The following is a 21,546-nucleotide window of genomic DNA, read 5'->3' as shown; positions in this document are numbered from 1 at the left end:
CTTTTGCCTAAACAACAACAAGGCCTGCAAGTCATCCAGCACATGGGCCAGACCTACCGGGTCATGCAAAGCGCCTTCAGCAGCAAGGTCGGCCACGCATTGCCGCGCTGGCGCATCCTGCTTGCGCTGCATGAATGCGGCCAGTGCTCGCAGAAGCACCTGGCCGAACGCTGCCGGCTGGATCCCGCATCGCTCACGCGCCAGTTGCAGGCCATGCAGAAGCTGGGCTGGATCGCGCGCGCCGTGGACACCCAGGACAACCGCCTGACCAACGCCAGCCTGACGCCGGCCGGACAGGCCGTGGTCAACCAGGCCCTGCCCAAGCGCGCGGCTTTCTTCGAAGAATCGCTCAAGGGCCTGTCGGCCGCCGACATCGACACCCTGAACCGCGTGCTGAGCGTGCTGGAAGAGAATTTCCTGCACGCGGCGGGCGACAGGCAAAAAGCCGCCTGACCCCTGCCTGCCGCACCCTCAATCCGTCGGGTTGCGGCGCTGGAACTGCGCGATGGCCTGCAACAGAAAAGGCGCGAATTTCGCCGCATAGGCCTCGCCGCTCCACGCATTGGACGCGCCCGCCACATGCAGCGCCCCATAAGCCTGGCCCTGCGCATCCGTCACCGCCGCGCCGAGGCTGACCTCGCCCAGGATGAACTCGTCCACGACCAGCGCGTAGCCCTGGTCGCGCGCCTTCTTTACCTCGGCCTTGACCGCCTTGGCGGTCGTCAAGGTCTTGGGCGTATAGGCTGACAGTTCCATCCCGGCCAGTTGCGACGACAGTTCCGCCTCGCTCAGCCGCGACAGCACCGCGCGTCCGCCGGCGGTGCAATACAACGGCACCCGCCGGCCGACCAGCGACGCGTGGTAGTGCTCGGTCTGGGTCTGGTGCCGCATGACATGGACCAGCTCATTGCCGTCCCGCAGCGACAGACTGATCTTCTCGCCCGTGGCTTGCGACAGATCCAGCATGATCGGGTTCAACGCTTCCACCAGCGCGTGCGTGCGCAGGAAATGGAAGGTCAGGTTGAGCATGCCGGTGCCCAGCCGGTAGCGCCGCGTCTGCGGGTTCTGTTCCAGGTATCCCTCGGCGCACAGCGTGTAGGCATAGCGCTGGGCGGCGCTCTTGTCCAGTCCGCTGTGCTCCATGATCTCCGTCAGGCTGAGGTCGCCCGCGGCGACCTTGAAACAGTCCAGCACCCGGAATGCCTTGCCCACGGACCCTACATACAGCGCATTTGTCGTCATCGTTTTACCTAATGGTCGGGCCGCGCCCTGGTAGCGCATAATAATACTAAGTATTAAATAACAATACCTGAGGAACAGACAATGACTCTCGACACCGGACTCACGGCGGCGCAATGGCTGGAAAGCCAGCAACCGGACATGCTTGCCCTGCTGGCCGATATCGTCAATATCGATTCCAACAGCTATGACAAGCCTGGCGTGGCGCGCGTCTTCCGGCGTCTGGAATCGTTCTTCTCTTCCCACGGGCTGACTGTCACCTCCCACTACGCGGGCGACATCGAGGCCGCGATCTCCGTCACCGCGAATCGCGGCAGCACCGTGGGCAAGCCGGTATTGCTGATGGGGCATTGTGACACCGTATTCCCGGCCGGCGAAGCCGCCAGGCGGCCGTTCCGCATCGAGGCCGGCCGGGCCTATGGCCCCGGCGTGGCCGACATGAAATCGGGCATCGTCATGAACGCCTTCCTGCTGGCCGCCATCGCCCGCAGCGGCGAAGCCGCCCCGGAAGTCACCGGTCTGTTCACCTGCGATGAAGAGATCGGCTCCCCGCTAAGCAAGGACGCGATCACCGCGTTCGGCAAGGAGGCGGGCTTCGTCTTCAACGCCGAACCCGGCCGCCCGTCCGGCAACGTCGTGACCGGCCGCAAGGGCGGCGTGTTCTTCAACATGGAAATCGAAGGCAAGGCCGCGCACTCCGGCGCGAACTTCGCCGAAGGCATCAGCGCCATCTCCGAACTGGCGCACAAGGTCGTCGCGCTGGACGCGCTGACCGACATCGAAGCCGGCGTCACCGTCAACGTCGGCCTGGTGAACGGCGGGCTGTCCGTCAACACCTCGGCCCCGTCGGCCAGCGCGGCGATCGACCTGCGCATTTTCAACCTGGAGCAGCGCGAGTCCCTGGTCGGCAGCATCCGCTGCATCTGCAACAAATCCTTCATCACAGGCACCTTGTCCAAACTGGACATCACCGGCGAATTCAAACCCTTCGTACCCACCGCCCAATCGCACAAGCTGTTCGAACTCTACCAAGCCGAACTGGGCGCGATCGGACACAAGGCGGAAGCGGAATTCAGCGGCGGCTGCGCCGACTCGGGCGTGACGTCCAGCCTGGGCGCCATCACGCTGTGCGGCACCGGCCCCGTCGGCGGGAAGTTCCACACGCTGGATGAATATTGCGAGGTCGGCACCATCGTCCCCCGCGGACTGGCGGTGCTGAACACGATACTGCGGCTTTCCCACACCCAGTGGTAGCCGGCGTCCCGCACGCCGTCCGCCCGCCCTGCATTCCCACCAGGTGATTTTCATGACATCACACGCATTGCAGACACGCCGTTCCCTGCTCAAAGCCAGCGCCGCGCTGGCGCTCACGCCCGCCGCCCTCTGGATGAAGGCCGCGCACGCTCAGGCCTATCCCTCGGGACCGGTCAGCATGATGGTTCCCTACCCCGCCGGCGGCCCCAGCGACCTCAGCGCGCGCATCCTCAGCGGCCCCATCGGCGACAGCCTCGGCGCGAAGGTCGTGGTTGAAAACCTGGGCGGCGCCACGGGCACGATCGCGGCCTCTAAGGTGCTCAATGCCAAGGCGGACGGCGGCGTGTTCTTCCAGGGCACGCAGAACGAATTGATCCTGCCGCCGCTGACCAACCGCGCCGTGCGCTATCAGCCGGACGCCTTCGAAAGCGTTCAGCCCATTACCGTCACGCACCTGGTGCTGCTGGTGCGCTCCGGCCTGCCGGTCAACACGACGGACGACTTCCTGAAACTGGCCGGCCAGCGCGACGCGTCGGCGTCCCTGACCTACGGAACGGTGGGCGTCGGATCGCTCTATCACCTGATCACGGAATACCTGGGCAAGGTCGCGCAGGTGCCGTTCACGCATGTGCCTTATAGCGGCACCGCGCCGGTCATCCAGGACCTGGCCGGCGGCCAGATCGATTTCAGCATCATGCCCTTCCAGGCATCCATGCTGGAGATGATCAAGAGCGGACGATTCAAGGCGATCGCCGTGCTGTCGAAGAACAAGCCCGCCGTGCTGGCGCACTTACCCAGCATCTCGGACACGCCCGCGCTGGCCGATTTCGAGTACGCCAGCTATGCCGGCTACTACGTGAAAAAAGGCACGCCCGCCGCAGTCAAGGAAGCGCTGAACAAGGCGATCGGCCACGCCCTGGAAGACAAGGCCGTCATCGCCAAACTGGAGGCGGACGGCCGCAACGTCTCGGCGCGCATGAGCCTGGAGGATGCGGCCGCGGCCTATGCCCGCGAGATCGCGAAGTACAAGGAGATGATCCGCGTGACGGGCTACGTCCAGGCCGGCTGAACCGCAAGGCATTGAATGCCGGGCCTGGGATCGGACGGATCACATCGCATCGTCTTCGTCCTTCAGTATTTGCCAGGCCTTCTTCAAGGCCAACTCGTAGCGCTGCCGTTCGCGTGCGATGGCGGCGTCATCCCACTCGTAGAACCCCTTCTTGCCGAGTGACTTGACGCCGATGTCACCCTGCTCGACCAGTTTTCGCATCAAGGCGCTGGGCCTGGCATCGTTGCGCAAGTGCGGGTACATCGTGGTGGCCGCAGCGCAGTGGATGTCGATGCCGGCCAGATCCTTTTGCAGGAGAGGGCCTGCCGCGATCAAGCGAAAACCGAAACCATAGCGCACCGCGACGTCGACATCTTCCGCGCTGGCAAAGCCTTCCTCGACCAGCGCAATGGCCTCGCGCATCATGGCGTGCTGGATCCGGTTGGCCAGGAACCCAGGCACATCCCGCTTGACCTGCACGGGCTTCTTTCGGACTTGCTTCATGATGTCGGTGACCCGGGCCACGACGGCCTCGCTGGAATACTCGCTGCGCACGACTTCGACGGCCGGCACCAGATGGGCAGGCATGAAGAAATGCAATCCGATCATGCGATCCCGGGTCCTCAGGCCCTCGCCTATGGCGCTGATCGGCAGGCTGGATGAGTTGCTGGTCAGCGGCACATGCGCGGGCGAAAGTCCCTCCAGCTCGGCAAAAATCGCTTGCTTGAGCGCCAGCGTCTCCGGGGCGCATTCGATGACGAGAGCGACGCCCTGCCATTGGATGTCGCGCAACGCAGCGAGGGGGGCCCGCGGCGCGGTAGCGGGGCTTGCTCCGATGGCGCGAGCCGCCGCCTGGATGCGCGCAGGCAGCAAGTCCCGGCTTGCAGCCGCCGGCTCCACGATTTGAATGGGCCAGCCTGCGGCGTGAAAAATGGCGGCAACGTCGCAGCCCATCGTTCCACCGCCGACGATCACGACGTTTCGTTCCTGTTGCATGGTCTGTTTCCTGAAGGTTGGGATCATCCAGTGCGGAACTCAACGTGCCTGCGCGCCGCCGTACATAGGCTTGCCGGGCACATCGAGGCGGGCGGTCAGAATCGTGCCGCTCTCGGATTCCGTGATGTACAGCGTCTGCAAATCCGGTCCGCCAAAAGCCACGTTGGTGGTGTGCAATCCCACGGTCGAACGTATGCGCCAGGCCGGTTCACCGACAGGACTCATGACCCAGACAGCCCCCAGACCCACATGGGCAATGACCAGCCTGCCCTGCGCGTCGAGCGCCAGTCCGTCGGGACCGCCGCCGCCCGAAAGCTGAACGTACGTGCCCACCTTGCCGACGGTGCCGTTGCGCAGCAGAGGCACCTTCCAGACCGCATTCGCGCGGGTGACGGCGACATAGAGCGCAGTTTCGTTGCGGTCCATGACCAGGCCGTTCGGACTGGGCAGGTTATCCAGCAGGCAGTTGATCTGGCCGTCGGGGCGAACCCGGAACAGGCGACCGCTGGGATCCTGCCAGCCCGTCAGCCCCTGGTCGGTGAAGTACATGTCGCCGTTGGCCGCGAAGAACAGATCGTTGACGCCCTTGAAGCGCTCGAGGTTGAAGCGCACGACAAAGGGCGTCACCCGGCCAGTGCGGATATCGAACTCCATGATGCCATTCTTGTAGTCGGCAACGAATATCCGGCCATCCTGGTGAAACTTGAGTCCATTCGGCCAGCCGTCGTATTCCGCCAGCACCTCGAATTGGCCGCTCCCGGAGACCCGGAGAATGCGTCCGTTCAGCACATCCACGCAGTACAGCAAGCCATCGGGGCCAAAGGATGGCCCTTCCAGCAGCGACTTTGCGGGGCCGCCATGAGGTTGCCCCCTGACCCATTCGTTGTCGCCGCGGGCCGATTGCAGTTCGTCGGGCAGGCGGGCGAAGACCGTGGTCTCCAGGACGGGTGGCGGCGCGAAGAACATGTGCAAATCTCCATTTTCGGCTCTGCCGTCCGATCCGTAGGCGGCAGCTCGTTAACCTGAAAATCCGGATTCGCAAATTCTAGGGATGGCTCTCTGATTATGGAAATTGAATTTATTGAACACAGTATCCCGGATTTCAAATTGATGGAAAAATGGGCCGGTTCGTATCCAGGCGCTCACGCAGACGCAGTCCGAAGATGCGAATTCCGAGAGTGCCGCCAGCGCGTCAAAGGAGCGTTCCATGCTTGGAGAGTTGCGGCAGTTGAAGGCCTTTCTTGCCATCGCGAGGCTGGGGAATTTCACGCGGGCCGCTCATGAATTGCACATTTCGCAGTCAGCGCTGAGTGTGCAGATCCGGCAATTGGAGAACGGGCTCGGGGTCACGCTGTTTGACCGCAACCGGCGGCGCGTCACCATGACGCAATCGGGTATCGAGCTGCTGCCGCGCTTCGAGGCGCTCGTGCAGGACATGGACGCCTTGATCACGGATGCGCGTGACTCAGGGGGGCCGACACGCGGCGTGGTGACGGTGGCCGCCCTGCCTTCCGTTGCCGCGAGCGTGCTCCCCGCGGCAATGCGGGAATTGGCGACCAGCCATCCCGGCATTTCGTTGCGGGTGCGGGATAGTGCCGCGGTGCGTGTGATCGAGCTGTGCAAGAGCGGCGCGGTGGATTTCGGAATAGGATGCATCGAAAAAAATGACCGCGACCTGGTCATAGAACCGCTGCACACCGACCAATTCTGCGCCGTGGTCGCCGCGACACATGCATTGGCGAACCGCAAGGTTCTGTCTCTGGGCGAGCTTGCTCGCCAACGCTTGTTGCTCCCCGTGCGCGACAGCAGCATCCGGGTTCAGATTGAGAAGACGGCCGCGCAGGCGAACATCGACATCACCGCCGCCTACGAGGCGGCGTTCAATTCCACGCTGATCGCCATGGCCCGCGAAGGGCTGGGCGTCGCGGTGCTGTCGGAGCTGGTTGTTCGTCACGATGATTCGAGATCACTGGTCTCCATACCCATACGCCGCCCCGTCGTTCAACGCGACATAGTCGTGATCGCCAGCCACGGAAGGCCTATGTCGCGTGCCGCGCGTATCGTGGCCGACGCGTTGCGCAAGGTGGTGTGAGCGCACAGCCCCGAGGGAAAGTCCTAGTAAAAAACGCGGCGCCAACGCACTATCGTTGGAAACCGGTTTCTCGAATTCCGATCGTGTAGCCACACCAGCTGGCGCAAAAAAGCACGTGATCGACATAGATAAATGTCGTATCCATCGGATGATTATTCGCATTCACAGGTTTCACCTATCAGCCTTAGTTCTCCATTTCATGGATCGTCTAGGAGCAAATGAATGTTCGAAGTAAGCGGTTACTCAATTTCGCTCGAATTTCCCCCCTTGGAACATCGAATGCCCGAACAGCAGGATTCGGCATCCGAGATCGAAGGATGGTCCTGATGAAAACCTCTCTCGCACAGAGATCGGGGATGGCAGAGCACGAGCGCTTCATCCCGATGAAAACTTCCCTCGCACAAAGATTCCGGATAGGAGAGCGCGAGCGCTTCATTCTGCTGCTCGTGTCGCCCGCGGTGCTGGTGCTGCTGTTGTTCCAGATCGTGCCGATCGCCATAGGCGCGAATGCCAGTTTTCGTGACTGGATGCTGAACAATCCGAAGAAAACCTGGGTGGGCCTGTCGCACTACATCAGTGTCCTGACCGATCCGGCTTTCATCAAGATTGTGTTGCCCAATACCTTCATGTTCATGTTCTCCAGCGTCGCGATATCGCTGGCTTTGGGGCTGGGCCTGGCGGTGGCGCTGAATCGGCCGTTTCGTGGGCAAAGCCTGGTGCAAACCATGCTGCTGCTGCCGTTGATGATTGCCCCGGTCATTGCCGCCATCATGGTGCGCTGGATGTTCAACGACCAGTTCGGAATCGTGAACGTGGTGTTCGAGGCCATCGGCCTGGAACCCAGAGCCTGGCTCGCGGAGCGCTGGACGGCCTTCGGGATCATTCTTTTGACCGACGTCTGGCTGTGGACGCCATGGTTCACGCTACTGCTTCTGGCCGGCTTGCAGAGTCTTCCGAAAGAGCCGTTTGAAGCGGCGGCCATTGACGGCACGACGCGCTGGCGCGTGTTCCGCTACCTGACGGTTCCCATGTTGCATCCGGTGATTCTTGTGTGCGTGGTCATCCGGGCCATCGACGCGTTCCGGGTGTTCGACATTGTGTGGACCCTGACCGGCGGCGGCCCGGCGCGGCAGACCGAGATGTTCAGCCAATATGCCTACCAAAGCGCCTTCGTGTATCTGAACTTCGGACGAGGATCCGCCGCCGCCATCATCGGCGGGGCAATCATTCTGGCCGTGGGCCTGATCTTGTACAAGTTTCTTGACCGAGTGTCGAAGGTGTCAGCATGAATGCGATCTGGCAATCCCTATCCAATCTAGGACCGACTTCGCGCAAAGTGTGTTTCGGCCTGGGCATCGCCGTCGTGTGCTTCCTGTTCGCGTTTCCGGTGCTTTGGCTGGTGCTGACGTCCCTGCGCCCGCAGTCCGGAGTGTTCTACGTGCACCAGGGAACGGAGTTCACGCTAGACAGCTACTTCCAGGTACTGAGCGATCCACGCATTGTGGCGGCATTCGTCAATACCGCTGTCATCGCCACCCTGGCCACGGTGTTCTCCATCCTGATCACCGTGACCAGCGGGTACATGCTGTCGCGCTTCAGCGGGCTCATCTCTCGCGGTTGGTTCGGCACCATCTATGTGTTCCGTTGCATTCCCTATATCTCCTGGGTCCTGCCGCTGTACTTCGTCACGCAGAGTATTGGCGCCTATGACACCTACCTGGGCTTGCTGCTGCCTCACATCGCCGTGCATATCTGCTTTTTTTCGTGGCTGATGAAAGGCTTTTTCGACGGCATTGATCCTTCCATGGAGTACGCCGCGCTGATCGACGGATGCTCGCGTTGGGGCGCTTTCTACCGGGTGGCCTTGCCCTCGGCCATTCCGGCAATTTCAGCGTTGGCGGTGCTGTGCTGGCTGTTTACATGGAACGAGTTCTTGTTCGCGCTCATCCTGACAGGACAGAACACGCCGGTGTTGACGGTGGTCATTGCGCAGTTCGTGCACGAGATGGGCACCGAGTGGCACCTGATGAGCGCCACAGCGGTATTGGGACTAGTCCCGGCGTTCTTCCTGACGCTGTTCGGCCAGAAGTACGTGATCCGAGGCTTGAAGATCTGACGACAGCTTTTTCGCACGGCGCAGCAGACGGCAAGAGCGGGCAGCAACGGCAGTTAGAACAACGAATCACTCCAAAACGAGAGGACGAGACAATGGATTCAATCAAGAAAGTCGCTGCGCTCGGCGCGGCGGCATTGGCGCTATCGGCCGGCGGGGCTCAGGCCCAGGAAAAAGAGCTCCGCATCGGCTTCCAACCTAACCCTATCCAGACAGCAGCGGTTGAACTGCTGGAAAAATGGGGCAAGGCCAACGGCGTGAAAATCATCAAGGTCCCCAATTCCTATGGGGTCTACCTGGAGAAGATGACTTCCGCGCTGACGTCTGGCTCGGACCAGTTCGACGTGATCTGGCACAACGACGATTGGGGGCAATTGTGGGCCCATATGCTCGAGCCTGTGGATGACGTCAAAGGCATTGAGAACGTGGACCCCTTTGCCTCGGCTGGCATCATCTTCGACAACGCCGACGGACGGACCACGTTCGTGCCGATGGCGCATACGTACGGCGTGTTCTTCTACCGTACCGATCTGGTCAAGCCTGACGAAGTTCCCAAGACCTGGGACGAACTCGTCACAACGAGCAAGCGCCTGCAGGCGGAGAACAAGGTCAAGTACGGCTTTGTCGGCAGCATGTCGATGAATAATTCCTGGAACACCTGGTTCTGGTCGATGTGGGCCAATAACTGCGACGTGCTCACCCCCACCTACGAACGATCCAATGCCGCACTGAAGCAAGCCGGCTGGAAGTCCGCCATGACCGATCAGTGCATGCGCGAGGTGGCCGAGTTCTGGTGGGACGCGATCAACACGCACAAGATCAGTCCCAAAGGCATGCCGGCCTATGACCGCAACGAGGCCAATGCCATCTTCACGTCGGGCAATTCGGCTTTCACCGTATCAGACTCGTCAAACTGGGGCAGCTTTGACGACCCGGCAAAATCGAAAATTGCCGGCAAGGTCGGGATCGGATTCCTGCCGATGGGACCGAGCCGCAAGGAACACATCTCCTGGAACGATGCCTGGGGCTGGGCCGTGCCGAAATCCGCCTCGCCGGAGCGCAAGGCCCTGGCCAAGCAGATGCTGTCCGGCATGCTGCAGGACGAGGCAGGACAGATCGAGCTCTTCGCCAAGACCGGCGCACCTCCCCCCAACAAGAAACTGTGGGACAAGATCGCGACGGTCAATCCAAAAATGGTCGAACTCAAGATACACAGCCTGGACGTTCCCACCCAGATTCACGGGGGCTACTACTTCGAGGCCTGGCCGGCCGTGCACAAGGCATTCTCGGATGCGGCGATCAAGGCCGTCGTGGGCAAGCGCGAAGACATCCCCAAGGCGCTGGCAGACGGCGCTCCGCTGGTGACGCAAGCAGCTCAATAACCTCACCACGAAGCCTTTCGCCCGGCGCGGTCGTCACTCGCCTTGCAGCGGCGGCCGCGCACCGGAGACGGTCCATGAGTCTGGACCCACGCGTTCTACATCGGGAATATGCAGATGGCTGAAATCGTACTTACCCAGTTGAACAAGCACTATGGCACGGCCCATCACGCGGTCAAGGATGTCAATCTGACCATCGCGGACAAGGAGTTCGTGGTGTTGGTCGGCCCCTCTGGATGCGGAAAATCCACGACCTTGCGCATGATCGCCGGTCTGGAGGACATCAGCACCGGAGAAATTCGTATTGGTTCGCAGGTCGTAAACCGTTTGCCGCCGAAGGACCGGGATGTCGCGATGGTGTTCCAGAACTACGCGCTTTATCAACACATGACGGTCTACGACAACTTGGCGTTCGGCCTGCGCAACAAGAAGATCGACGAGGCGAAAATCAAGTCCGAGATCGACCGCGCGGCAGAAATACTGGGACTCAACGAACTGATGCGGCGCAAGCCAAAACAGTTGTCGGGCGGCCAGCAGCAGCGGGTCGCCTTGGGCCGGTGCATCGTCAGAAAGCCCAAGGTCTTTCTTTTCGATGAGCCGCTGTCCAACCTGGACGCCAAGCTGCGCACGCTGATGCGGCTGGAGATCAAGCGCTTGCGCACGCGCATACCGACCACGTCCGTATTCGTGACGCACGATCAGGTTGAAGCCATGACCCTGGGCGATCGCGTCGTGGTGATGAAGGACGGCAATATCCAGCAGGTGGGCACACCGCTGGAGGTCTACAGCCGACCGGCCAATAAGTTCGTCGCCAGCTTTATCGGCGCGCCCTCGATGAACTTTATCCGGGTGACGCTGCGCTCCGGAGAAGGCGGCGCGTTATTCGCGTCGGCCCCAGGGCTGGATGTACGGATTCCCGCGGCGCGCGCTGTGGCGCTGGCGGCGTGGCAAGGCAAGGAACTCACGCTGGGCATACGGCCAGAGCACCTGTCGGTGGCTGGCGCCGAAGGTGGGGCGGCGGCCACCAGTGGCGACTTGCAGATTATTGGCAATGCGACGGTCGATGTCGTGGAGCAGTTGGGCGTGGAGATTGTCCTGGAAGCCAGGCTTGCCAGCTTTCCATTGACCCTGTCCCGGATTGATGCAAATTCGGCCGTCGCGTCGGGCGACAACATCCGCGTGGCCACGTCTGCCGATCACCTGCACTTCTTTGATACCGACACCGAACTTTCCATCAGATAACAGGACCAGCATGCAGAACGACAACCCCCTGGAAGGCGCGTTGCGGCGCATCCTGATTACCGGCGCGGCCGGAACCATCGGTCGGGTGCTGCGGCAGCATCTCCGCGGCCAATACGATCTCTTGCGCCTGGCCGACATCGCGCCGCAAGAGCCGGCAGGGCCGGGCGAAGAAGTGTGCCACCTGGATATCCGTGATCCCGAGTCGGTGCGACGAAGCATGGAAGGGATTGATTGCGTCCTGCATTTCGCGGGCGTGCCCGAGGAAGCGCCATGGCCGCAGGTTCTGGCCCTGAACATTGATGGCGTATACAACATCTTCGAGGCGGCCAGAAGCCAGGGAGTCAGACGCGTGATCTTCGCCAGCTCCAACCACGCGGTGGGCTTCCATCGGCGCGAGCGGTTCCTGGACAATACCGTGCAACCCAGACCCGACACGCGCTATGGGGCCTCCAAGGTGTTCGGCGAGGCGCTGGGCCGTCTTTACGCAGACAAACATGGAATATCCGTGGCATGCCTGCGGATCGGCACATTTCGCACCCCTGACCGCCCCAGCGAACCGCGCCAATTGCTGAGCTGGATCAGCCACGGCGACATGGTGCGACTGGCGCGCCGGTGCATAGACTATCCCGACTACCATTTTGTCGTGGCGTATGGCGTGTCGAAGAACCTGCGCAGCCGGTGGGATAATTCGAATGTCAAATTCCTCGGATACGAGCCGCAGGACGATTCCGAAGCGTTCGCCGCCGAAATTTTCAGCAAGTCCGGCGCCGAAGACCCGATCGCGGCTCAATTTCATGGCGGCTTTTTCTGCCCGATGGAATTTTCCGGCGACACCAACGCCATTGATTGAGGTTCGCCTCTTCCACAACGCATTGCCAATAGAAGGAAACAGCTATGACTCGCGGCGCTGGAGACACTTTCAAGAGCCGCGCGTCTCGCCCGAAATCCAACGCGGTGACGGCGAGAGACGTTGCGCGAGAGGCTGGCGTGTCGGTCGCCACGGTCTCGCGTGTCTTGAACGGAAACAGCAAAGTAGCCGATGCATTGCGCAAGGAAGTCTCCGAGGTCGCGCAGCGCCTGGGGTACACGCCCAATGCGGGTGCGCGTGCCCTGGCTTCGCAGCGCTCGCATAGCATTGGCGCCATCATTCCCACCATCGAGAACGTCAACTTCTCCGCGGGCCTGGGAGCGCTGCAGCGTCGAGTGAACCAGGCCGGCTACACGCTATTGCTGGCCAGTTCCAATTACGATCGCGAGGAAGAACTGCGGCAGGTGCGCGCCTTGTCGGCATACGGCCTCGCAGGCCTCATGCTGGTCGGGGCGCAGCATCTGCCCCAGGTGTATGAGTTGCTCGACGCCAAGCGAATTCCCTACGTCAACGGCTGGGTGCTGGACGAAGCGCATCCTTGCGTCGGATTCGACAACATTGCCGTCGGCCGCACGCTGGCCAATTACTTGCTGGATCTGGGCCACAAGGACTTTGGCATCATCGCGCAACCATCCGGGATCAGCGATCGCTCGGCCGGCCGTATCGCGGGCGTCCGGGAAGCGTTGCACAGCCGGGGCCTGGCCCTGCCGCAGGAACGCCTGATCGAGCGCACCTTGAATCTGATCGACGGACAACTGGCGCTGCGCACGCTGATGAGTTCGCGGAATCCGCCCACCGCCATCATCTGCGGCAGCGACACCATCGCGTTTGGCGCGCTGGTCGAGGCCAGGAAGATCGGCATCCGCGTACCCGAGGATCTGTCGATAACAGGCATCAACGACAACGAGTTCGCCGCGCATTTGACCCCCCCGCTCACCACGATCCACTTGCCGTCGGACGAAATCGGAGAGCGCAGCGCCGACTATCTGCTGAGCAAGATCGGCGGCCACCCTGTTGCGGCCAGTACGTCCGTGCAATTCAGCCTCATCGTTCGCGGCAGCACCGCGCCACCGCCTGGAAAACGAAAGCGGGGCGGTTGATCGAAACGATTACCCAGGCGCTGGCCTGGAAATGCCGGGGAACAGCAGAAATGAAAAAGCCGCGTATTCACGCGGCTTTTCAGGTACTTCCGTCGTTTCATCGAGGTTCGGAAACCGTCGTGAAATCGGTCTCCCGGATCAGACGTTGAACAGGAAGTTCATCACATCGCCATCCTGCACGATGTATTCCTTGCCTTCGGCGCGCATCTTGCCCGCTTCCTTGGCGCCCTGCTCGCCCTTGTACGTAATGAAGTCTTCGTAGGCGATGGTCTGCGCGCGGATGAAGCCGCGTTCGAAGTCGGTGTGGATGACGCCCGCGGCCTGCGGCGCGGTGGCGCCGATCGGCACGGTCCAGGCGCGCACTTCCTTGACGCCCGCGGTGAAGTACGTTTGCAGGCCCAGCAGCTTGAAGGCGGCGCGGATCAGGCGGTTCAGGCCCGGCTCTTCCATGCCCATGTCCGACAGGAAGGCCTGGCGATCGGCGTCGTCCAGGTCGACGATTTCGGATTCGATGGCGGCGCAGATGGCCACGACCGGCGCATTGCGGGACGCGGCAAACGCGGTCAGGCGGTCCAGCAGCGGGTTGTTGGTGAAGCCGTCGTCGGCCACGTTGCCCACGTACATCGCGCGCTTGGCGGTGATGAAGCAGAGCTGGGCGATGTCGGCCGATTCCTCGGTGCTCAGGTCCATCGAGCGGATGGGCTTGGCTTCGTTCAGCTGGGCAATGCACTTTTCCAGCACGGCCACGATGCGCTGCGCTTCCTTGTCGCCGGAGCGCGCGGTCTTCTGGTGGCGTTGCAGGGCCTTTTCAGCGGTCTGCAGGTCAGCCAGCGCCAGCTCGGTCTCGATGACCTCGATGTCGGCGATGGGGTCGACCTTGCCGGCCACGTGGATCACGTTGGGATCTTCGAAGCAGCGCACCACGTTGACGATGGCGTCGGTTTCGCGGATGTGCGAGAGGAACTGGTTGCCCAGGCCTTCGCCCTTGCTCGCGCCCGCGACCAGGCCCGCGATATCGACGAATTCGACGGTGGCGGACAGGATGCGTTCAGGCTTGACGATTTCAGCCAGCTTCTGCAGACGCGGATCCGGCACCTCGACCACACCGACGTTGGGTTCGATGGTGCAGAACGGATAGTTCTCGGCGGCGATGCCGGCGCGGGTCAGAGCATTGAAGAGTGTCGATTTGCCAACGTTGGGCAGGCCGACGATGCCGCATTGCAGAGCCATGGGAATCCTGTGTAAGTACGGTATTGATCGTTAACGTTCTAGTTTACCCCGCCCGGGGGAATGCGACTTCCGCGGATGGGGGCCATGCGGCCCCGCTAACCCGCTGCCGTGGGCGCCCAGCGCATGACGGCCCAGATCAGCAAAATGGGGCCGGCATTGAACGCGGCATGCAGGAGGATGGCCGCGCCGATGCCGCGCCGCACGCGCATCCAGCCCAGCACCAGGCCGGTCAGCCACTGCGGCAGCACCAGCAGGGGCAGCAGCCAGTACGGCGTCTTGTTGAACACGAAGTTGGTCAGGTGCACTGCAGCGAACGCGAGCGCGACCAGGTGGAACACCAGGCCGAAATGCTTCAGGTAGTACCGCCGCCAGGTCGTATCCCAGCCCTTGAGCGGCTCGTCGCGCTGGCGCACGCCCCAGCATGCCAGGATGACGAATGCGGCCAGCAGCAGGCCTGTCCAGACCTTGGGGCCCCACAGCACCACCGGCACCAGCGCCGGGACCAGCCAGAGGACCTGGCGGGGCCGTCGCAATCCGTAGCGGAACAGCATCTCTTCGACCAGCGGCGCCCACAGCACCGCGGTAAGCCAGGGGATGTTCGCCGGGTCTAGCCGGTGCGTGACGCCGCCCAGGCCGGCGGCGGCCACCGCGACCGGCCCCAGCGCGAACAGGTTTATCGCCCACAGCACGGCGGCCCAGGCCAGGATGCGGCCCGGCCCGATACCCGGCCACCAGTCCGCCACCAGTCCGCTCGCGGCGGTGCGGCCAGACTGGCGCGAAAGCGGATGCGGATGGCGGATGAAGCGCCAGAAGTCCGCGATCTCGCTGCGGAACCGCAACTTGGCGCTGGACGAAGACAGCTGGCCGAGACCCATCAGGATTCGTTGCCGCTGTGCAGCTGGCGCGTGGCCAGCGGGAAATCGCCCGCCAGCATGGCCGGCACGACCGCGCGGCAGCGGTCGATGACCGCTTCGATCTCTTTCTGTTCGTCGCGGCGGGGGGGATGCAGGACGAAGTCGGCCACCTGCTGCGCCAGGCCGAGGGTGCGCGGATGGCCGATGCCGATGCGCAGGCGCCAGAAATTGGGGCTGCCCAACACGGCCTGGATGTCCTTCAAGCCGTTATGGCCGGCATGTCCGCCGCCCTGCTTGAGCTTCACCTGGCCGGGCATCAGGTCCAGTTCGTCGTGCAGCACCAGCACCTGCTCCGGCGCGAGTTTGTAGAACCGCGCCAGCGCGCCGACCGCCTGGCCGGATTTGTTCATATACGTGATGGGCTTGAGCAGCAGCACGTTGTCTGCGCCCAGGCGCGACTTGGCCACCATGCCGAAAAAGGACTTCTCAAGCGCAAAAGAAGTGCGCAAGTCGTCCGCCAGGTGGTCGGCCAGCCAGAAGCCGGCGTTGTGCCGGGTGGTTTCGTAGTCGGGACCGGGGTTACCCAGTCCCACGATGAGGCGTATGGGAATAGACATGATGGGGGGTGTTTAAACCAAAAAACCCTGCGCATGCAAATGCACACGCAGGGTTTCGAGCGCAAGCCGCGGGAAAGCCGCAAGGCCTCCCAGCAGAACTTAGGCAGCCGGAGCGGCTTCGGCTTCGTCGGCAGCGGCAGCGCCGCCCTTGACCACGGCAGCGGCCAGCAGGGGGTTGGCTTCGGCGCCGTGAGGCACGTAGGTCACGCCCATGGGCAGCTTGATGTCGGCCAGGTGGATCGAAGCGCCAGCCAGGATGTCGGCCAGGTTGACTTCGATGAACTGGGGCAGAGCCGACGGCAGGCAGGTGATTTCCAGTTCGGTCGTCACGTGGCTGATCATGGCGCCGCTCAGCTTCACAGCCGGCGAGATCTCGGCGTTCACAAAGTGCAGCGGCACCTTGGTACGCAGGGCTTGGTTGGCGTCGACGCGCTGGAAGTCAACGTGCAGGACTTGTTGCTTGTAGGCGTGCCATTGAACCGAACGCAGCAGAACTTGCTCTTCCTTGGCGCCTTCGAGCTGCATTTGCAGGATCGACGCGTGGAATTCTTCCTTGCGCAGGGCGTGGTAGATCTCGTTGTGGTCGAGTTCGATGTTCAGGGGGGCAGCCGTACCACCATAGACAATGGCGGGAACGCGGCCCGCGCGGCGCAGGCGGCGGCTCGCACTCGATCCCTGGGCGCTACGCGCAGTGGCGATGAATTTCATGGATAACTCCGAAACGATAAGGTGAAGAGACTTCACCGATTAATGCACGGCGCGCAAAAGGCGCGCCGTGTTGATTGCGTCTTGCCGCGACCAGCAAGGCGCAAAAACTGGATGTCCGGGCTGTCGGCCCGATCAACGCCTGGGCGTTAATCGACGAACAGCGAGCTGACCGATTCCGCGTTGGAAATACGCAGGATGGTCTCGCCCAACAGCGCGGCGCACGACAGCTGGCGGATCTTGCCGCTGGCCTGGCCTTGCTCGGAGAGCGGAATGGTGTCGGTCACGACGAGTTCGTCGAGTTCCGACGCTTCGATGCGGTCGATGGCGCCGCCCGACAGCACGGGGTGCGTGCAATAGGCGTAAACGGCGCCGGCGCCGCGGTCCTTCAGGGCCTGCGCCGCCTTGCACAGCGTGCCGGCGGTGTCGACCATGTCGTCCATGATGATGCAGGTGCGGCCGTCGACTTCACCGATGATGTTCATCACTTCCGACACGTTGGCGCGCGGACGGCGCTTGTCGATGATGGCCAGATCGGCTTCCAGCTGCTTGGCCAGCGCGCGGGCGCGGACCACGCCGCCGATGTCCGGGGACACGACGACGAGGTTCGAGAAATTGCGGCGCCAGATGTCGCCCAGCAGGATCGGACCGGCGTAGATGTTATCCACGGGGATATCGAAAAAGCCCTGGATCTGGTCGGCGTGCAGGTCCATCGTCAGGACGCGGTCGACGCCGGCGACCTGCAGCATGTTGGCCACGACCTTGGCCGAGATGGCCACGCGCGCCGAACGCGGGCGGCGGTCCTGGCGGGCATAGCCGAAGTAGGGAATCGCGGCGGTGATGCGGCCAGCCGAAGCGCGGCGCAAGGCATCGACCATCACCATGATTTCCATCAGGTTGTCATTGGTGGGAGCACAGGTGGGCTGCAGGACGAAGACGTCCTTGCCACGCACGTTCTCGTTGATTTCGACCATCACTTCGCCGTCCGAGAAGCGACCGACGGTCATCTTTCCCAGGGACATATCGAGGTGGTTGACTACGTCCACGGCCAGCCGAGTGTTGGCTGTGCCCGTGAAGATCATGAAGCTATCGTTTGCCATGATGGATGATGCGATGGTCGTTTAAGACACTAACGAGGTGATGCGCGGGGTGATGCACACGGTAATGACGAGGTGACGTACGAAGTAACGTACAACACACGCGACCCGGAAAATAAAAAAGCTGCTGAACCCGGGCCAGTGTCTTACAGGCGTGTTCAACAGCTTTTTTATGTATTCGGTTGGCTGGGGAGGAAGGATTCGAACCTTCGCATGCCGGAATCAAAATCCGGTGCCTTAACCAGCTTGGCGACTCCCCAACTATCTTGCAATCCAATTCCGCAACGGATGTTCAGCTAACCCAGTACATGCCTGCACTAACCGAAACCGTGGATGCGTTTGGCTGAATGTTTTATCAGCGCCGCGCATTATAGCGGTAATTTCTGCTTCTGCCAAAACGGCGTCGGAAAGTTTGGAAAACTCGGCGTATAAACACGCGCCAGATCCCGACATGCGGATGGGTTTTCCATGAAGAACCCCCTGTCCTGCAAGCCACCGCGATGCCCTAAGCACTTCAGGGTAAAGACGGTAAACCACCGGCTCCAGATCGTTTCTGCCAAAGAGCTCGTCCCCGGGCGTCTTATCGCGGCTTACACCGCTGTGGCAAAAATTTTGCGAAGCAAGAAAGTCCGCTATTGTGATGTAAGAAGAATCCCTTGTCAAATCGGGTGCGGTAAATATTCCAACGGTCGGCACGCTCGCGTCCGGCTGCGCCACCAGATAGGCGCGCTCGGGCAAGGTCAGCGCCGTCAGATCTTCGCCTATCCCTTCGGCGAACGCCGACTGGCCGAAGACGAAAACCGGCACGTCCGCGCCCAGCGGCAAGGCCAGCGCCATGAGCTCGCGGCGCGACAGTCCGGTTCCCCACAACTTGTTCAGGGCGATCAGCACGGTCGCGGCATCGCTGGATCCGCCACCCAGGCCGCCGCCTTGCGGAATGCGCTTCTCAAGGCCGATCTGCACGCCCTGGCGCGTGCCAGTGGCCTGTTGCAGGGCGTGGGCGGCGCGCAGCGTCAGATCCTGCGCTTCCGGCACGCCCGGCAGTTCGGCGGCGCGGCTGATGACGCCATCGGCCCGCGCATCGAAATGCAGCGTGTCGCAAAGGTCGATGAAACGGAAAGCGGTCTGCAGCAGGTGATAGCCGTCGGCGCGACGGCCCACCACGTGCAGAAAGAGGTTCACCTTGGCGGGAGCGGGAACGTCGTAGAGGGTCACGAAAAACAACCGTTGCGGGGAATCCCACATTCTAGCCAGACTACCCCGCCGGCCGCGCCGCAATACACGGCGCGGCCGCCGCGGTTTATGCGAGCCGCGGGGCGGCTCCTGGAGCAAGCCTGGGCGCCGGCGCATCGATCACCTGGCCCTCGGGCAGCTTGAACACCGACACCGAACCGGCAAGCTGGCGCGCCTGCTCTTCCAGCGCGCCGGCCGCTGCCGCGGCCTCTTCCACCAGGGCGGCGTTCTGCTGCGTCACGCTGTCCATCTGCGACACCGCGCGGTTGACCTGATCGATGCCGGTGGCCTGCTCCTCGGACGCGGCCGAGATCTCGCCCATCAGGCTGGTCACGCGCTGCACGGATTCGACGATCTCGCGCATCGTGGCGCCTGCGTTTTCAACCTGCTCGGACCCCACGCCGACCTTCTGCGCGGAATCCTCGATGAGCTGCTTGATTTCCTTGGCGGCGGCGGCGCTGCGCTGCGCCAGCGTGCGCACCTCGCTCGCCACCACCGCGAAGCCCTTGCCCTGCTCGCCGGCGCGCGCCGCTTCCACGGCCGCATTGAGCGCCAGGATGTTGGTCTGGAATGCAATGCCGTCGATCACGCCGACGATATCGGCGATGCGCGAGGAGCTGCCGGAGATCGCGCGCATGGTGTCGACCACGCTGGACACCGCCTGTCCCCCGCGCTGCGCGACCGCCGCCGACGCGGCCACCATGCGGTTGGCCTCGCGCGCGGTGTCCGCGTTCTGCTTCACCGTGGTGGCCAGCTCTTCCATGCTGGCCGCGGTTTCCTCGAGCGAGGCGGCCTGCTCTTCCGTGCGGCTGGAAAGATCGGTGTTGCCGGACGAAATCTCGCGCGCGCCGACGTTGATCTCATCGACGCCGCGGCGCACGGCCGAAACGGTGCGCACCAGGCTGTCCTGCATGCCCTTGAGCGCGGCCAGCAGCGCGCCGATCTCGTTACTGCCCCGGTCCGCCACGCGGCGCGTCAGGTCGCCTTCGGCGATGCGGCGGAAGATCTCGCCCGCTTCCAGGAGCGGACGCACGACCATGCGCTGGATCAACACATATGCGCCGACGGCCATCAGCAGGCCCAGCGCCAGGATCCCGGCCAGCAAGGACGAGAACAGGGTATGGAACATCGAAATCTCGTCCATGACGCCCTGCCCCGTTTCTTCGGCGCGTAGAACGAAGGCGTCCCGCTCGCTCACCAGCCGCTCCTGCACCTGCTGGGTGCCTTGCTTGAAATAGGCGTCCATGTCGCCGGCTTCAAGCACCCTGCCCACGCTTTGCAGATTGGCGCTGAGCTTGGTGTAGGCATCGATCAGACTGGCATGGTCGGCCTTTTCCTCGGCGGACAGCCCGCCGGAGAAACCCTGGAAGGCGCGATCGGCCGAGACGATGCGCTGGCGCGCCTGCTGCAGCGACGTCGCGTCGCTGGCATTGCCTTGGGCGACGCGGGTCGCGTAACGGCTCAGGTCGTTGCGGGCCGCCACCAGCGACAAGGCGGCGGAGTTCACCGCGCTGACCTGCTGCGAGGAAAGGCGATAGAGCTGCGCGACGTCCTGGTTGGTTTGCCGCAAGGCGACAAAGCCCATGCCGCCCACGAGCAGCTGGAAAGTGAAAAAGATCGCGATGATTCCCAGCAGCATCGTCGCAATGCGTGTATTCCTGAACATAGCCATTCTCCTAAGGGCGGCGACAACTGCCGTCGACGCCGCATGCAGCCCTCGGCGCGAACCACGGCCGGGACAGGGAGAATTATTCAATCAAGACAATATATTTCAAGCAGTAACAGAAGCGGTTTTGAGGCGCTTATTTTTCCGATTGAAATGCGAGCGATGTGATAAGGGTTAACCCGAGTAAGCCACGCGACGCCAGCGGCCGCGCGCCCGATTTCACGGCTGATTGACGACCAGCCGCACCATGATGCGACGGCCAGGTTCCTGGCGCTCCAGGACCAGCAGCTGCGGGCCCAGCGTGTCATAGCGCGAGAGCCGCGCCCGCCAGCCGCCCTGCTCGAAGGCCGCGAGACGGCCCAGTTCGTCGCGCGTCACGTCGGTCGGTTCCGGGTCGGCCGGCAGCCTGCCGCGCAGCCAGTCGCGCAGGCCGGACACAGGCATGCTGCTGCCCAGCGCGTCCTCGGCCAGCGCATCGGGATTGTCGGCGACCAGCCGCGTGCCGTCGGCCTTGGTGAGGCTGGCGGCGCCAGGCCGCCCTTCCACGCGCGCTTCGGTCGACCCCAGGGGATTGGTCAGGTCCAGGATGTAGCGCCGGCCGTCGTCGGACCAGGAGAAACCACCCTGCACGGCATTCTGCTTGCCGCTTTCCTCGTTCACGGTGATGGCGAAGCGACCGATGCGGGAGAACGCATCGGCGCTGGCGCCTTCGATGGGCTTGGGCATGGTGGTGCAGGCAGCCAGCAGGAAGGCCAGCAGCGCCAGCAACGCCCAGCGCATGACAGCCGCCGCGTCGCGCAAACGATGGACCAC

The 21,546-nt window shown here is 62.8% G+C and carries 21 protein-coding genes and 1 tRNA gene; 10 read left to right on the top strand and 12 right to left on the bottom strand.

The window, feature by feature from the left end; all coding sequences use genetic code 11:
• The first annotated feature begins 3 nt into the window (after positions 1–3).
• Positions 4–453, top strand: coding sequence for a MarR family winged helix-turn-helix transcriptional regulator (locus tag HLG70_RS26135; RefSeq protein WP_171664872.1), 450 nt, complete (start codon positions 4–6; stop codon positions 451–453).
• Between the two features lie 18 nt (positions 454–471).
• On the opposite strand, the gene HLG70_RS26130 is transcribed toward HLG70_RS26135, so the two are convergent.
• Positions 472–1,242 carry an IclR family transcriptional regulator gene (locus tag HLG70_RS26130; protein ID WP_171664871.1) on the bottom strand — a complete coding sequence of 257 codons (771 nt, stop codon included), beginning with the start codon at positions 1,240–1,242 and terminating at the stop codon, positions 472–474.
• 81 nt (positions 1,243–1,323) lie between these two features.
• Here HLG70_RS26130 and HLG70_RS26125 point away from each other — a divergent pair, with 81 nt between their 5' ends.
• Both HLG70_RS26125 and HLG70_RS26120 read left to right on the top strand, forming a co-directional pair.
• Positions 1,324–2,493 (top strand): M20 family metallopeptidase, encoded by a 1,170-nt coding sequence (locus tag HLG70_RS26125; RefSeq protein WP_234103241.1) that lies wholly within the window; start codon positions 1,324–1,326, stop codon positions 2,491–2,493.
• A gap of 52 nt (positions 2,494–2,545) precedes the next feature.
• Positions 2,546–3,562, top strand: a complete 1,017-nt coding sequence (locus HLG70_RS26120; protein ID WP_171664870.1) for a Bug family tripartite tricarboxylate transporter substrate binding protein — start codon at positions 2,546–2,548, stop codon at positions 3,560–3,562.
• A 39-nt stretch (positions 3,563–3,601) separates the two neighbouring features.
• On the opposite strand, the gene HLG70_RS26115 is transcribed toward HLG70_RS26120, so the two are convergent.
• The gene (locus tag HLG70_RS26115; protein ID WP_234103240.1) at positions 3,602–4,564 is read right to left on the bottom strand and encodes a 3-hydroxyacyl-CoA dehydrogenase family protein; all 963 of its coding nucleotides are present in this window, start codon (positions 4,562–4,564) and stop codon (positions 3,602–3,604) included.
• Between the two features lie 12 nt (positions 4,565–4,576).
• Positions 4,577–5,503 carry an SMP-30/gluconolactonase/LRE family protein gene (locus tag HLG70_RS26110; RefSeq protein WP_171664869.1) on the bottom strand — a complete coding sequence of 309 codons (927 nt, stop codon included), beginning with the start codon at positions 5,501–5,503 and terminating at the stop codon, positions 4,577–4,579.
• 241 nt (positions 5,504–5,744) lie between these two features.
• Between HLG70_RS26110 and HLG70_RS26105 the strand changes: the two genes are divergently transcribed.
• From HLG70_RS26105 to HLG70_RS26075, 7 genes are all read left to right on the top strand, one after another.
• Entirely contained in the window at positions 5,745–6,629 is an 885-nt protein-coding gene (locus HLG70_RS26105; RefSeq protein WP_171664868.1) for a LysR family transcriptional regulator, read from the top strand.
• Positions 6,630–6,955: 326 nt separating this feature from the next.
• On the top strand, positions 6,956–7,918 hold the full coding sequence (locus tag HLG70_RS26100) for a carbohydrate ABC transporter permease (protein ID WP_213697142.1): 963 nt from the start codon (positions 6,956–6,958) through the stop codon (positions 7,916–7,918).
• Positions 7,915–8,745, top strand: coding sequence for a carbohydrate ABC transporter permease (locus tag HLG70_RS26095; RefSeq protein WP_171664867.1), 831 nt, complete (start codon positions 7,915–7,917; stop codon positions 8,743–8,745). The genes HLG70_RS26100 and HLG70_RS26095 overlap by 4 nt, the downstream gene beginning before the upstream one ends.
• A 92-nt stretch (positions 8,746–8,837) precedes the next feature.
• Entirely contained in the window at positions 8,838–10,124 is a 1,287-nt protein-coding gene (locus HLG70_RS26090; RefSeq protein WP_171664866.1) for an extracellular solute-binding protein, read from the top strand.
• A 114-nt stretch (positions 10,125–10,238) separates the two neighbouring features.
• Positions 10,239–11,363 carry an ABC transporter ATP-binding protein gene (locus tag HLG70_RS26085; RefSeq protein WP_171664865.1) on the top strand — a complete coding sequence of 375 codons (1,125 nt, stop codon included), beginning with the start codon at positions 10,239–10,241 and terminating at the stop codon, positions 11,361–11,363.
• Positions 11,364–11,373: 10 nt separating this feature from the next.
• Positions 11,374–12,213 (top strand): NAD-dependent epimerase/dehydratase family protein, encoded by an 840-nt coding sequence (locus HLG70_RS26080; RefSeq protein ID WP_234103239.1) that lies wholly within the window; start codon positions 11,374–11,376, stop codon positions 12,211–12,213.
• A gap of 44 nt (positions 12,214–12,257) precedes the next feature.
• Complete coding sequence (locus HLG70_RS26075) at positions 12,258–13,331, top strand: LacI family DNA-binding transcriptional regulator (protein ID WP_171664864.1); 1,074 nt, start codon at positions 12,258–12,260, stop codon at positions 13,329–13,331.
• 138 nt (positions 13,332–13,469) lie between these two features.
• Here HLG70_RS26075 and ychF read toward each other — a convergent pair whose 3' ends face one another.
• The 9 genes from ychF to lolB all read right to left on the bottom strand — a co-directional run bounded on the left by ychF (position 13,470) and on the right by lolB (position 21,513).
• The gene (gene ychF / locus HLG70_RS26070) at positions 13,470–14,561 is read right to left on the bottom strand and encodes a redox-regulated ATPase YchF (RefSeq protein WP_171664863.1); all 1,092 of its coding nucleotides are present in this window, start codon (positions 14,559–14,561) and stop codon (positions 13,470–13,472) included.
• Between the two features lie 95 nt (positions 14,562–14,656).
• On the bottom strand, positions 14,657–15,436 hold the full coding sequence (locus HLG70_RS26065) for a CPBP family glutamic-type intramembrane protease (protein ID WP_171664862.1): 780 nt from the start codon (positions 15,434–15,436) through the stop codon (positions 14,657–14,659).
• Entirely contained in the window at positions 15,436–16,032 is a 597-nt protein-coding gene (gene pth / locus HLG70_RS26060; RefSeq protein WP_171664861.1) for an aminoacyl-tRNA hydrolase, read from the bottom strand. The genes HLG70_RS26065 and pth overlap by 1 nt, the downstream gene beginning before the upstream one ends.
• Positions 16,033–16,131: 99 nt before the next feature.
• The gene (locus HLG70_RS26055) at positions 16,132–16,740 is read right to left on the bottom strand and encodes a 50S ribosomal protein L25/general stress protein Ctc (RefSeq protein ID WP_171664860.1); all 609 of its coding nucleotides are present in this window, start codon (positions 16,738–16,740) and stop codon (positions 16,132–16,134) included.
• A 146-nt stretch (positions 16,741–16,886) separates the two neighbouring features.
• The gene (locus HLG70_RS26050) at positions 16,887–17,837 is read right to left on the bottom strand and encodes a ribose-phosphate pyrophosphokinase (protein ID WP_006227587.1); all 951 of its coding nucleotides are present in this window, start codon (positions 17,835–17,837) and stop codon (positions 16,887–16,889) included.
• 180 nt (positions 17,838–18,017) lie between these two features.
• Positions 18,018–18,094 (bottom strand) — tRNA-Gln (locus HLG70_RS26045).
• A gap of 1 nt (position 18,095) precedes the next feature.
• Entirely contained in the window at positions 18,096–19,049 is a 954-nt protein-coding gene (gene ispE, locus HLG70_RS26040) for a 4-(cytidine 5'-diphospho)-2-C-methyl-D-erythritol kinase (RefSeq protein ID WP_171664859.1), read from the bottom strand.
• A gap of 85 nt (positions 19,050–19,134) precedes the next feature.
• Entirely contained in the window at positions 19,135–20,733 is a 1,599-nt protein-coding gene (locus tag HLG70_RS26035) for a methyl-accepting chemotaxis protein (RefSeq protein WP_171664858.1), read from the bottom strand.
• Positions 20,734–20,952: 219 nt separating this feature from the next.
• On the bottom strand, positions 20,953–21,513 hold the full coding sequence (gene lolB, locus HLG70_RS26030) for a lipoprotein insertase outer membrane protein LolB (protein ID WP_171665125.1): 561 nt from the start codon (positions 21,511–21,513) through the stop codon (positions 20,953–20,955).
• Positions 21,514–21,546: the final 33 nt, after the last annotated feature.

Source organism: Achromobacter deleyi, assembly GCF_013116765.2.
Lineage (GTDB): Bacteria > Pseudomonadota > Gammaproteobacteria > Burkholderiales > Burkholderiaceae_B > Achromobacter > Achromobacter deleyi_A.
The sequence above is the reverse complement of the archived record's forward strand: the minus strand, read 5'-3'. Positions and strand labels throughout refer to the sequence as shown.